The 13,987-nt window shown below is 38.5% G+C and carries 6 protein-coding genes and 1 pseudogene; 2 read left to right on the plus strand and 5 right to left on the minus strand.

Annotation, left to right across the window (positions count from 1 at the left end; translation table 11 throughout):
- Positions 1–12 precede the first annotated feature (12 nt).
- The gene (locus EEL30_18770; GenBank protein QDX94147.1) at positions 13–7,068 is read right to left on the minus strand and encodes an amino acid adenylation domain-containing protein; all 7,056 of its coding nucleotides are present in this window, start codon (positions 7,066–7,068) and stop codon (positions 13–15) included.
- A gap of 41 nt (positions 7,069–7,109) precedes the next feature.
- Positions 7,110–7,835, minus strand: a complete 726-nt coding sequence (locus EEL30_18775; protein ID QDX94148.1) for a thioesterase — start codon at positions 7,833–7,835, stop codon at positions 7,110–7,112.
- 613 nt (positions 7,836–8,448) lie between these two features.
- On the opposite strand from EEL30_18775, the gene EEL30_18780 reads away from it, so the two are divergent.
- Together EEL30_18780 and EEL30_18785 are read left to right on the plus strand one after the other, a co-directional pair.
- Positions 8,449–9,972 carry a DHA2 family efflux MFS transporter permease subunit gene (locus tag EEL30_18780; GenBank protein QDX94149.1) on the plus strand — a complete coding sequence of 508 codons (1,524 nt, stop codon included), beginning with the start codon at positions 8,449–8,451 and terminating at the stop codon, positions 9,970–9,972.
- A gap of 32 nt (positions 9,973–10,004) precedes the next feature.
- The gene (locus tag EEL30_18785) at positions 10,005–10,487 is read left to right on the plus strand and encodes a hypothetical protein (GenBank protein ID QDX94150.1); all 483 of its coding nucleotides are present in this window, start codon (positions 10,005–10,007) and stop codon (positions 10,485–10,487) included.
- 411 nt (positions 10,488–10,898) lie between these two features.
- Here the strand turns inward: EEL30_18785 and EEL30_18790 are convergent.
- The 3 genes and pseudogenes from EEL30_18790 to EEL30_18800 all read right to left on the minus strand — a co-directional run bounded on the left by EEL30_18790 (position 10,899) and on the right by EEL30_18800 (position 13,963).
- Positions 10,899–11,330 (minus strand): annotated as a pseudogene (locus EEL30_18790) (cytochrome P450).
- A gap of 9 nt (positions 11,331–11,339) precedes the next feature.
- Entirely contained in the window at positions 11,340–12,938 is a 1,599-nt protein-coding gene (locus EEL30_18795; protein QDX94151.1) for an AMP-dependent synthetase, read from the minus strand.
- Positions 12,935–13,963, minus strand: coding sequence for an N-acetyltransferase (locus EEL30_18800; protein QDX94152.1), 1,029 nt, complete (start codon positions 13,961–13,963; stop codon positions 12,935–12,937). The genes EEL30_18795 and EEL30_18800 overlap by 4 nt, the downstream gene beginning before the upstream one ends.
- Between the last annotated feature and the right edge of the window lie 24 nt (positions 13,964–13,987).

Consider the following 13,987-nt stretch of genomic DNA (forward strand, 5'->3'; position numbering starts at 1 on the left):
CACCTTTAGTTATTATTTTTCAAAAAGATCAAACACTGCCTCAAGTGTCTCATAATCAATATCTTCTGAAGTACAATCGCTTGGTGTTATTTCCGTTTCGGTCTTATTCATACAATGCGTGATAATATCAAGTAAGTTCTGCTGATAATGTAAAATGAGATTTTGAACTGTCTTTTCTTCAAACGCTTTCCTATTGTAATAAAGATGTAGCTCTAATTCTCCTTCTACGATCACTCCTTCCAGGATCAGATTGTAACCAAGATTAAAGTCTGGATGTACCTCTTGTCCACGTGACAATGTTGATAATTGAAAGTTTTGGTTGTTCATTTGAGAAAATTGCCCCAGATAATTAAAGCAGACATCTGGTTTGTTATAACCAACAAATTGTTGTTTAATTTCCTCACGTGATTGATAAGCTAGTAACCCAAAACCAATTCCTTTATTTGGGATTTTCCGGATTATTTCCTTGATTTCTTTCAAAGAACGTCCAATTTCTCCAGAAGGATCTACAGATAGTAATACAGGGTATACCGAAGTAAACCACCCAATTGTTCTAGTTACATCTGCATCGACAATCTGCTCCCTGCCATGGCTCTCCATAGCAACCAGTGTTTGATCATTTCCTGTCCATTGTTTCATGGATAACGATAAAGCTGTCAGCAAAATATCCCCAATTTCTGTGTTATAAGCATGGTTTGTTTTTTTGAGTAAACTCTCTGTCTGCTCCTTATCCAAGTGACACGAAACTGAACCGGTATGTTTGGCAAAATGGGCTTCCGACTCGTAATCAAGTGGCAACGGAGTAGCTTCACTCCATTGTTTCTTCCAATACTCTACTTCCTTTAAGAGATCATCTCCCTTGGCATACTCCAGAATTTTTGTTGACCATGTCTTAAAAGAGGTACTTTTTTGAGGAAAATCCCATTTTTGTTGCTTTACAAGACATTCATATCCTTGAATGAAATCATCAAGTAAGACTCTCCATGAAACAGCATCCACTATCAAATGATGAATAACGATAAGTAAATAATCCCCGTACATCGTCTGAAAATGGGCTATCTTTACTAATGGACCTTTTGAAATATCCATGCTTGCTTGCAATTTTTCAGCTTGGTTTACATAGTAGCTTTGCCAATCATCAATCTCTTTTATAGGAAAGCTGTTGAATTCGAATGAGTCTTTGTCAGAATCGGACACTGTAGCTACCATTTTTTTGGTTATTTCATCCAAACGATACCTTGTGCGCAATCCATCATGATGCTTACATATATGTGCAAATACACTACGGATGATCTCAGCTTCTAATCCATCTGAACTATAAAACAGGTAAGACTGATTGAAATGCTGAATAATCTCTAGAGGCTGCTCAAACAACCACGTTTGAATAGGAGTAAGCGATGTTTCACCTGTAATCTCTCCCTGATCTTCCAATACTGTTTTTTGCTTTACGAAGAGTTGCAATTTTCTAATAGTGTGTTGTTCTAAAATATCCTTAACAAGGACCTGCATACCGTATGTGTGCATTCGTGAAGATATTTGGATCGCTTTAATGGAATCCCCACCCATACTAAAAAAGTGGTCATTAACTCCTACTTCATCAATTCCCAAGATGTCTTTCCAAACATCAGTCAAAATTTTCTCTACTTCATTCCTCGGTAGTTCTATGAATTCTTCCTTTGATCTAGAAACTTTAGGATCGGGCAAAGCTTGTAAATCAATTTTTCCATTTTGAGTGAGCTGCAAGCTGGATAATGGTATCAAATAGGTAGGCACCATGTATTCAGCTAGATGTTCACGTAAATATTCTCGAATGTCCTCGATTGAACAGCTTGTTCCATCCAGAACCATATAGGCACATAAATAAGGATTGTTTTTCTTATCGTCTTTCAGCACAACAACTGTTTCAAATACCGCTTGGTGCTGTAGTAGCCTATTTTCAATCTCACCCAATTCAATACGGAACCCTCTAATCTTAGCTTGTCGATCAATCCGTCCTATATATTGGAGATTACCATCGGGCAGCCATTTGACGATATCACCTGTACGATACATCTTTTCACCTGATCGAAAGGGGTTATCTACAAATTTTTCTTTTGTTAATGCTTCATTATACAAATATCCCTTTGAGAGTCCTGAACCAGAGATGCAAAGTTCTCCTTCAACACCGATAGGCTGTAGCTGATTTTCTGTATTACAAACATAAGCTCTCGTATTATAAATGGGCTTTCCTATAGGGATGTTTGTTATCCCTTCCTGAACAAAGCAACTTGTAGTAACAACGGTATTTTCTGTAGGACCGTAGTTGTTTGCGACCGTATAATTTGTCTTTTTATAGGATTTAAGCTTGTCCCCACCTGTCACTACCAATCTAAGAGAGTGATTATCTACATACATGAACTGCTCACATATTGGAGTTGGCAGAAATGCAACCGTTATCTGATTTTCCTCCATGTAGGTATGTAAGAGATGCAGATCTTTGCGTGCCTCTTCCTCTAGGATGTATAGGGTGGCACCGCTCATAAGAGTAGGGAATATTTCCCAAACAGTTGCATCAAAACCAAAGCCTGCATACTTCGTGGTTCTATCTCTTGCTGTTATGTGATAATGATGATTATGCCATTCACACAGATTAACCAGTGATTTATGTTCAATCATGACTCCTTTGGGATTTCCAGTGGAACCAGATGTGTAAATGACGTATGCAAGATCATGTTCAGTATGAATCGATTCAAGGTTTTGATACCCTGCTTCTCCTGAAGTCTCTTCTTGCTGATCTAATAAGATAATCTCACCACTGAAATTCCTTTCTTTCAGTAACAGTGATTGAGTAAGAAGGATAGTGGCACGGCTATCTTTTAGCATGTATTGAATTCTATCTTTTGGATATTCTGAATCAATAGATAAAAATGCTGCCCCACTTTTCACAATACCAATGAGTCCAATAATCATTTCAAAAGAAGGTTTAGCCATAATAGCAACTATCGCATTAGGTGTAACACCCTTTTTCCTCAAAGATATCGCTAACTGATTGGCACGCGCATTTACCTCCAAGTAAGAAAGCTGCTTACCCTCAAAAACGAGAGCCGTATGGTTAGGAGTTAATCGTACCTGCTCTTCCCATCTCTCTTTAAAGGTATTAGTTTCATGAATCGGATAGTACGTCTCGTTGAAAACGGTCAATATTTCCTCCTTTTCCTCTTTTGTTATCAACTCTACTGAACCAATAGGAATATCCAAATTGGTAGTCAGTTGTTCTAACACATGTGTAAAGTGATTACTCATGCGCAAAATCGTTTCTCTGGAAAATAAGTTGGTACGATATTCCCATTTTAACAAGAATGCTTCCTCGCGCTGTTCTGCTAGTAGAGCCAGATCAAATTTAGCTACAAGAGTAGGTATTTCATAAGGCACGGTAGTTACACCACTCAAGTTGAGCAATGTATCTTTTTCATTTTCGATTGTAAAAAGAACATCAAACAAAGGGTTTCTGCTATTATCTCGTTGTAGATGTAATTTTTGAACTAACTGATCAAAAGGATACTCTTGGTGATCAAGGACTTTCCCTACATATTCCTTTATCTCCCCTAAAAACTCTTTTACTGTTTTCCTTTTTTGAGGGAGCATGCGTAATGGTAATGTATTTACAAACATACCAATCAAAGCATGGGTATCAGGATGTGTTCTACCAGACGAAACGGTCCCTATTACGATATCTTCTTGATTCGAGTATTTAGTTAAAAGAACATAAAATGCTCCAAGTAATACCATAAAAAGAGTAGAACCAGTATCTTTTGCAATAACATTAAGCTTCCCTAGCAGTTCTTTATCCAAGGTGTGTATGAAACGATCTCCCTCAAACCTTAGGGTGGATGGTCGAGAATAATCTATTGGAAGATGTAAATCAGGGATGTTCTGAGCAAAATTCTCTAACCAGAAGGCTTCCTGTTTTCCCATCTTTTCTAGTTGAAATTCCTTATTTTTCAAGTAAACATAGTCTTTATACTGATATTTTGTTGAAGGCAATTCTTGACGGTCGTATAGTGCTGCAAGCTCCTTCGTCAGTACTGACATAGATAAACCATCAAAAATAATATGATGCATGTCCATAAGAAGTACATGCCGTTTATTAGGTAAACAAATCAGCAGAGTTCTTATTAAGACATCTTTATGCAAATCAAATGGTCTGATAAAGCTAGAGATCATTTCCTGTACATTTGGTTCTGTAGTTTGGATGACCTCCATTTCAAACGGAACATCATCTTTTACGATTTGAACCAACTCATCATTTTTCAGGCAAAAAGTTGTTCGGAAAACATCGTGCCTATGTACAATACTTGTAAAGGCTGACTGAAGAGTACTGATATTCAAATCTCCTACTATTTCAACTGCATGTGGTATATTATAGTGCGTTGCTGCTGGGTTAATGGCAGAAAGGGCATACATCCTTTTTTGTTCATCTGATGTGAGGTAATAAGTAGCTTCTGGCACTTTTTCCATATAGATATGAGCCTGTTTCTCTGTTTCCATAATGTAATGAGATAACTTTCTAATTGTTTGGAATTCAAACAATTTACTGATAAGTACATTGACATGGAAGTTCAGATGGATTTGCTGCAAGAGAGAGGCTCCTTTTAGAGAATTACCTCCCATCATAAAAAACTCATCATGAACACTAATTTGGTCAAGGTGAAGAATTTGTTTCCACATACGCGATAGCCGTTCTTCTATTTCATTTGCAGGTCCTTCATACATCATTCCTGATTCAACATTCGACTTTATTTGTAATAAAGCATTGCGATCTACTTTTTCATTTGGAGTCAAAGGAATTGACTGAACCTGAACAAAGTAATCAGGAATCATAAAATCTGGAAGCTTTTCTGATAGCATGTGTCTTATTTCTGACAAGGTGATGTTCTTTCTTGTTACCAGATAGGCGACTAAAACTTTATCACCATCCTCATCCACTTTATCAAGTACTACAGCTTCTATTATCGCTGGATATTTGATGATCTGGTTCTGAATTTCTTCAATTTCTATGCGATAGCCTCTAATCTTAACCTGATGATCCATTCGACCGAGACATTCAATTTTTCCATCTGGTAACCATCGTGCCAAATCTCCTGTTTTATAAATAGTCACGTCTGGCTTATATGGATGAGGAATAAACTTTTCATTTGTCATGTCTTGCATATGTAGGTAGCCTCTACTCAGTCCAATACCCGCAATGCAAAGCTCCCCTGGCACCCCAATAGGCTGTAATTGATGATCAGGATTTAAGATGACAACCTCATAGTTTTTGAGAGGATAACCGATTGGAACAGAAGTATATTGTTCAAGCGATTGTTCTGCTGGACACTTCCATAGGGTGGTAGCACATGTTGCTTCTGTTGGCCCATACCCATTTATATATTCAAAATTTCGTCTCCATTTTTCAACAGTAGCAAGACTAGATGTAGCCCCTGCAACAATTAGGTTTTTTACAGTTTTAATACGTTCCGGATTTAGATTGACTAGATAAGCTGGTGGAAGAAAGGTTGTTGTTATCTCACAATCATTAAGAAATTGTTCGAACAAGAGATAGTTCATTACAATCTCTGGCGGGACAATATGTAAAGTTCCTCCGACCAATAAGGAGTAAGCAATTTCCGCGATGGTTCCGTCAAAAGAAATATTAGCAAATTGGGTAACCCTGTGATTATTAGATACTTCTCCTATCATACTTTGGAATGATAGTACCATATTGGGAATTCCTTTGTGCTCAATCATTACTCCTTTCGGCTTTCCTGTTGTTCCAGATGTAAAAATAATATAAGAAAGATCGTGACCTCTACTGTCGGTATGTAGCCGATTCGAACAATATGATTCGATCATAACTTTTTCGTACGTATGATTTGAATTCACTTTTTCATAAGATTCCTCAGTATCTATCGTTATATATGTTGTCAGAGTGGGGCAATTCAATTGAAGTTGCAACAGCTTTTCTTGATATTTACTTGTTGTCATCACTGTTTTAATCGAAGCATCTTGGATGAACATCATCATACGTTCACTTGGAAGAGAAGCATGGATAGGAACAAAAGCTCCCCCAGCTTTCATAATGGCAAAAATCGCGATAATGTATTCGATACTACTCTCCATCATAACGCCCACAGGCATTTCTTTTGAGAGACCATGTTTCTCTATCAGATAATGAGCCCATTGATTTGCCTTCTGATCTAACTCCCGATAGGTAAGAATTTTGCTTTCATAGACAAGGGCTGGTTGCTCAGGAGTCAATTCCACTTGTTTTTCAAACACGGCATGAAACGTTTCTGGTAAAGAAGATAGCGTCTCTGTTTGATGAAAACCCTCTATCATTTGTCTCTCTTGTTCACTTACCATGTTCATTTCACAGAGATATTGTTCTGGGTGTTCCATGCATTCTTTGATGATTGAAATAAAGTGTTGAGACATTTGCGAAATGGTTTCTCTCTTGTAACTCGTAGGATTGTAGACAAAAGCCATTGTCACTCGTTCTTCTGAAATATCCTTTATTTCTAAACCAATTTTCCATAATGTATCTGATAAAAACTCATTCATGCACATAGCCGCTTCATATAAAACTTGTGAACCTTTTAGAACCTTTTGTAAATCTAAAGGGAGTTGGTTGGATGCATAATCTAAATCACGCATGTAAGAGTTACTTTCCTCATAAATACTTGCTAATAATTCTATGAAATGATAAGAGTTTGTAAAATCAAACCTCATCGGTACGAAAGCTGAATTTGTTTCATTATTCGTTAGTTCCAAACCAATTGTAAGCTCGTTTTGATTGGTGTATTTATGTAGGAGAATACTATAAACCGCAAGTAAACATATGGGTAGAGTAACCCCATTATCACGTGCCACTATTCGTATCATTGATAGCGTTTGTTTATCAATTTCAAACAAAATCTTCTCTTTTTTCATGGGATTTCTTACTGTTCTTGGGTAATCAGGCACCAAATTGAGAGCACCCACGCCCTTAAGAAAATGATTAAGCCACTCTTTTCGCACTTCTAGCAATGAGTCAGCTATTTTCGGCATCATTTTCGACTTCCTCCTCCTGTAATAAAAGTAAATGCTGGTACCTACATTTTTAAAGGCTCCTTAAGTGACGCATAGATATACCCTACCACATCCTCCGTCACCTCATTTATGAAAAAATGACTACCTGAGAACGTACGGAACTTGCATGTACCTCTAGTAATCTCCTGCCATGATTTAAGATTATCCATCGATGTTCCGTAGTCACAGTCCCCTGATAAAACGGAAATATCACAATCTAGCTTTTCGCGTTTATCCAAATAGTCATAAGTTTCAATCATTTTAAAATCAGCTCTCAGAATGGGCAAAAACAATTGTAAAAGCTCCTTATTTTCGAAAGCTTGTTTAGTCGTTCCACCGTACTTATATACTTCCTGAAGAAATTCCTGTTCTGGTAGGTCGTGATAGATTTTGTCCTGATTAGCATGTTGAGGTGCTTTACGTCCTGAGAAAAAAACATGTACAGGACTTTGGTCTCCCATCTTTCTGAGATATCGACACAATTCAAAAGCCAACAAGCTACCCATACTATGACCAAAAATTGCATATGGCTCTTGTAAATATCCCTTTATAGATTCGTATAAATGCTCAACACAACTGTCTAGGTCATCTAAGGGAGGAATTCGCATCTTTTTACCTCTTCCTGGTAACTCGAGCGGAACAATTTCTAGCTGATTTTGATCAAATCCAATTTCACACTGAATTAACTTTTGCCATCGATCATACATTACAGCAGATCCCCCGGCGAACGGGATGCAAAACAATTTCATGTCTATATGACCTCCTAGTAACAATTTAACATTTATTTACATTTTGTAGTTTATACTTGTGTTAAAAGTACAAAGACATATACTTTGGAAAGATATTACATAGAAATTTATACCATTATCCAAATATTATCAAGGGTATTTTTAGTATTTAATCAAAGTTAATGAATGTTATTGATAATTTTTAAAATAACAAAAAAATATAATTGTTACTAATTTCGCATGTAATTTCTTTGAATAAAAACATTTTTTTGCAAAAATAAAAATCAGATGTATAATAAAAAAAGCGCTATTCAGATAATTGCCGCAATAAGCCTTGGCCTAAAATATGCTGACAATGAATTTTTTGATCGTTCCTCATATGTTCCTCTCTACCATAAAGAATGATATATATTACATTTTCTATCTATCATTTTGGGCATTTTTTCAAGAATTCCACCTATAAATCTGATACATACAAGCTTTATTTATGCAAATATTCAATCTTTTTGCTGATAGACCCGTTTCAGTAGATTTTACTTTGTCATCATTGGCAATATACTCCAAATTTGAGCATCATTTTATTTATTTTTGGCTTTATTTGTGTTGGAAATCATTCAAAAATTAGGAGGAAACTATGAAAAGCGAAGAGGTTCAATCCTCAAATCACAGCAATCTAGTCTTGCTTGGATTGATTTTAGGTATGTTCATTACGTCATTGGATCAAACAATTGTTGCAACAGCCATTCCAACAGTTGTAGCAGAACTCGGTGGGTTGACCAGTTATGTTTGGGCATTTTCGGCTTACATGATTGCAGAAATAGTCACTATGCCTATCTTCGGAAAATTGTCCGATATGTTTGGGAGAAAAAGATTGTTCATGATAGGTTTATCTGTATTTATTTTAGCCTCTATTATAGCTGGTTGCGCGACCAATATGATGCAGCTAATCATAGCTAGGGCTCTTCAAGGAGTTGGCGGTGGGGCTTTAATGCCAATTGCTTTTACTATTGTCTTCGAGATATTTCCTCCAGAAAAGCGGTCTAAAATGCAAGGATTGCTTGGAGCTGTGTATGCGTTGTCTAGTATACTAGGTCCTGTTATTGGCGGATATTTCACCGATTTTCTTAACTGGAGATGGATATTCTTTATTAACCTTCCTATTGGTCTATTTGCTGTAGCCCTTCTATACAATTTTTATGCTGAAACATTCAATGCTAAAAAACATCGTATTGATTGGTGGGGAATGTTATTTCTTATCCTGTCCATGCTCTGCATCATGTTAGCTCTAGAATTAGGTGGCAAGCAAGTGGCGTGGAGTTCCCCTATCATTCTTGGTATGATTGCTGGATTTATGTTGTTCCTTATCTTATTTATCATTGTTGAAAAAAGAGCGATCGATCCTATCATTTCACTCTCGTTCTTTAAAGATCGACTTTTTACCATAAGCCAAGGTATTGGTTTTATACAAGGTGCTTTGATGATTTCTACTATTTCTTTTATTCCGCTCTATATTCAAGTAGTATCGGGAGGGTCCGCCACCAGCGCTGGTCATATCATAACCCCGATGATGCTTGGCGTGATCATCAGTTCAGTGATTGGCGGAAAATTGATAGAAGTACTTACATATCGTAGTGCATTGCTCATCTCTAATGGTATCGTACTTTTAGCCATGTTTTTATTAAGTACTTTACAAATGGGCGATTCCCAGTGGCTTATCATTCTCTACATGACTTTATCAGGATGTGGATTCGGTATCGCTATCCCGATTCTTTTTACATCATCCGCTCACTCGCTTGATGCTTCTCACCGTGGAACGATTAATTCTTTGCTCTCTTTCTTTAGAATTATTGGCTCTACATTAGGTGTCACAGTTCTCGGCTTCATACAGCTTTCCCATCTACAAAATGCCCTTCAAATCATTGCACCTGGAAAACATATTGATCCAGAAGTCCTTTTACAACCAGAGCTACAGAAGCAATTCTCTGAGAACATTGTTTCTCAACTAGTTCTTGCTTTTTCCGATTCTATTGTAATTATCTTCAATGTTTCTGTTGTCATTGCCTTTGTAGTCTTAGTACTTGGATTGTTTATAGGTAAAGAAAGGGCGCCTATTTCTCCCCCAGATCAAGAAGAGCAAACACAAGTAGAAACTGCTTAACCTACTAAACGTAAATATAGGGAGGTTTTACTATGTATAAAAAGGTTACTTCAGAAGATTCCCTAAAAGAGTTTAATCAAATCGTAGAAAAAAATTGGATAGAAAAAGGCTATGACGTAGAACATGCTATTTTGGACTCAGATTGCTATATTATCTATAATGATGAGGAAGTTGCAATTGGAACAATTGAATTTAAAACAGTAACGGTTACATCAGAAATCTTGCGATACTTTCCGTTTCTTTTTCCACAGGATACGATTGAAGTTGACAAGGTTTCGATATTAAAAGAACATCGTTCTACTCAGAACCTATCCAAAATTTTGGAGTTATTTTTCTTGCATGCACAAGAAAATAATCCTGAGAAGTATATCTCTTTACTTGAGCCTAATTTTTTTCATCATTTGAAAAATCAACTTCATTTTCCCGTAGAAGCTATGTCTGAGAAAATTTTTTATAAAGGAGATTATGTCATCCCTATGATGATGCCAATTAGGAAAATGCAATTTGAAAAATAAGATGGTATGAATTATGACCTATAAAAGCTTGTTAATAAATCAATCTTTCTTTTTTTAAAAATGGTATATATCATTGGAAACTTCAAAATAACAGCGTGAAACAAATCTCTAATCGAGTTAGCTTCACGCTGTTTTTATTACTATTGACCAATCTTTTTTTGTCGATTTGGTTTTTCATTTCTTTAAAGTTGTACTTTTTATCCTCTTTCCTTCAGATCATCTTTAATCATTATTAGTTTATCCACTTTTCAAATCAACGTTAGTACTTACTTTGACTGGAAAAAGGGATAAACTTTGTTCCTTTGTTCTTAAACTGATGGTCGCGGTTTTATGATCATGAAACATATTTTTCCAACTATCACTAAACCACCACTTCTCCATTCCCTACAGGAGTCCGATCCATTTTTATGGTGACAGATTCAGCATATCGCTGTTGATTTCGCGTTTTTCACCTTCCTTCCAGATGTCGATGTGACAGTTAGCTACTTCAACCATGGTTTCACCGTATCTTTCAATCCGTTTTTGGTGGAATTCTGGTGCCATCATTCGACGGTTCCGCATCCAGTGCTCTCCGTTTGCGGTGAACAAACCTTCGCCCAAGATATTCTTGATAAGCTTGGCTTGCAGCCGCTCATTTTTAATGAAACTACACTGTTTTTTGATAAAGACATCTTCTATGAGTTCTGGCTTGTTCAACTGATAAATACGTTCGTTGAGCAACGGATAGTACACTATGTCACCATACTCGTCTGCGTTTTCCTTGATGAAGTCCAGAATACTGCGTAGGGTACGGAATACGTTGTATAGAGGTTTGTTCGGTCCAGGCGGAAGTGTAAGAGTCATGTTATCCCCTCAAACGGAAATAGTTAGTTGCTCAAAATTTCCTTGCTCCAACGCCTTGCTCAAAAGACCATAATCCACTTTTGCATTGTGCCTCTTGTCTACTGGGATCTGATTCATATAGAGAATGGCATCGATATGTGCCCAATTAAGCAATTCGGTCAATTCAGTGGTCATGTACCTCTTACTACTCCTTTCAATAATTAACACACGACGACCGCGATATTGGGCTAAGGCTGTTCGCCCGATCGATTCGTCGAACGACAGCACGCTTTCCACGGCAAACGGGTACAATATCCCTCTTTCATCTCGAATACGTGCGGCTACTCGTCCCAAAAGCCATAATCTTCCCGATTGGTCGAAATATCCGGCATCTCCAGTCCGGTGCCAGACTGTTCCATCAACTCGAAATTTCGTCTCCTCATCTCCCCTTCCATGCAAATACCCGGTAAGTACATGTGGCCCTGTGACAACAATTTCCCCGGCTTCCCCATTAGTCAGGCAGATGTTTTCGAATTCTGCGGCAGAAAAAGATCCCATTGGCTTGCCCCACTGATGGCGAATAATACGCACTTGAACCTCTGGAACGGGGGTTCCCACTAAAAGACCGTTACCCGACCTGATTGATTCAAGATCAGAAGAATGGATCTCGTTCCAATTTACTTCTGCGATGGGCTCTGCTTCCGTTGACCCATATACAGCGTTTATGCGTGCATTAGGTGCAATCTTTTGTAAGCGTGACATGAGCCGTGGGAATACTGGTCCGCCACCACTGAAGATATATGTAAGCTCAGGTAGGACGATGCCATGCTTTTCACAGTGCCCCAAGAGCTGTTCAAAGAACGCAGGTGAAGCTACAATTCTCTGCGCATGGTGTTTCTTGAGCTGTGCGATAACGGGACCAGGTTCAATTGCTCCAGGTCTGCGTAAGTCTCCATTCGGAATAATGCTCATCATTCCAGCACCGAGATTGCACAGGGTAAAAATGGGTAGCGTTGTCATGTCGATTGCGCCTGATTGCATGTCGAGATTGTGCTGAAGTACTTCGTATTGCGCAACTAAAAATCCGTGTGTTCGCACTGTAGCCTTTGGTTCTCCGGTGCTGCCACTGGTAAAGGTAATTAGAGCGGGCGTGTCATGAGAACATGAGTGATACTCACAGTACGGATTTGCATTAGTTTGTGTGGTCAAGGAAATGGCTCCAGGCAATCTCTTTCCGATAACAAATTTGCGCGGAATCTTCCGAATTGCTGGAGATAATAGCCTCAATAGCTGTGCTCTTGGGCTTGCGATCAACGCTTTAGGTGGGTTCAGTACACAGCATCGTTCAATATGATCCTTTCCAGCAGATGGATCTAGAAACATCGCAATCAACCCGAGTCTGAAGACTGCTACTAAGGTTATGTACAATTCAATCGACATCGGATAAAAGAGCAGAACCGCATCACCCGCCTGCAACCCCTGTTTCTTAAAAATACCTGCCACTTGAGCAGAACGTTTGTCTAGGTCGGCAAAAGTTAGTTGACGGGTCCCCCTTTCGTACATATCCTGTATCGCTACGGCGTTTGGACGTTTTTGAAAATGAGGTCTTACAATTTCAATGATATTCATGCTTCCCTCTCCAATTTCTTAGCGAATAAGGTATACTCGCGAAGGATGTATCCTTCATTCGAGTTGAACCTAGTTGATCGGTTTTCTTGGATCATTAACGCGTTAATCGCACGTTGGTAACCTAGCTTCTGAGCCTTATCATAGATTGCCTTACAGAGGAAAGAACCTATTTTATGCCCTTGGTATTCCGGATCGACAGCCAACGTTTTCAGGATTACTTGATCAATCGATCCTCCCAATTGGGATTGCATCACATCCGGTAAGGTGAACATAATACCAACCAGACGATCGCCATGTTCGGCCAGCAAAACCAGTTCCGGCTGGATATAGGAGATAACCTTCGCGTATTGTTTCAAGAACTCTTTTTCGCTGATCTGGGTGTACAAAAAATTTCGCCGGAAAGATCGTGTCGAGAGTCCACAAATTCGGTTTAACTCCTCATCAATTCGAGTCAAGTCCAACTGACGGATACTAATCCCAAGTTCACTTATACGCTGTGTCAGTTGCTGATAACGCTTTTTCTCAAGCTCCAGCTCTTCTTCCTTCAGATCTCTTCGATCAAGATCTACGATACGAGAAATATAGTGAGCCAGTGGTTCAAAACCATCCTGTCTAAAATGATCGGCCCATTCCAACGGTGTATTCGGTTCTAAGAAGAATGGGAGATCTCCATCCGTTTTCGTCACCAGTCGATACGTTTTCCACGTGCTACCATCCATCGGGCCAATGGCGATCGTACATCCTTTTTTTTTCAATTCCCTGCAAGACATTCGGAGTAATTCAATAGCTGCAGTACCATTTCGAGCTGCATAGTGACCAATCAAACCAACTTGATGATTCTGATATGATGGCACATCTGACCACCACAGCGAGCAACGTGCAGCTATGCCTTCGTTGTCTATCAACATCCAGTGAGCGTCAGCATTCGAGTCATCCAGAGAATCGGGACGATTTGCAGAAGGGCCAGCTAGTAAGCAGAACTCTTCCTTCATCTCGGGACTTGTAACCTGCACTGCTTTAAACATATCAAGTGTTCCCCCTTCTCTTCA

This window comes from Brevibacillus laterosporus, assembly GCA_007833815.1.
Classification (GTDB): domain Bacteria; phylum Bacillota; class Bacilli; order Brevibacillales; family Brevibacillaceae; genus Brevibacillus_B; species Brevibacillus_B laterosporus_D.

Coding starts and splice junctions, on each gene's coding strand:
- EEL30_18770 (QDX94147.1), bottom strand. CDS start 7,068: ATGATGCCGAAAATAGCTGACTCATTGCTAGAAGTGCGAAAAGAGTGG.
- EEL30_18775 (QDX94148.1), bottom strand. CDS start 7,835: ATGAAATTGTTTTGCATCCCGTTCGCCGGGGGATCTGCTGTAATGTAT.
- EEL30_18780 (QDX94149.1), top strand. CDS start 8,449: ATGAAAAGCGAAGAGGTTCAATCCTCAAATCACAGCAATCTAGTCTTG.
- EEL30_18785 (QDX94150.1), top strand. CDS start 10,005: ATGTATAAAAAGGTTACTTCAGAAGATTCCCTAAAAGAGTTTAATCAA.
- EEL30_18795 (QDX94151.1), bottom strand. CDS start 12,938: ATGAATATCATTGAAATTGTAAGACCTCATTTTCAAAAACGTCCAAAC.
- EEL30_18800 (QDX94152.1), bottom strand. CDS start 13,963: ATGTTTAAAGCAGTGCAGGTTACAAGTCCCGAGATGAAGGAAGAGTTC.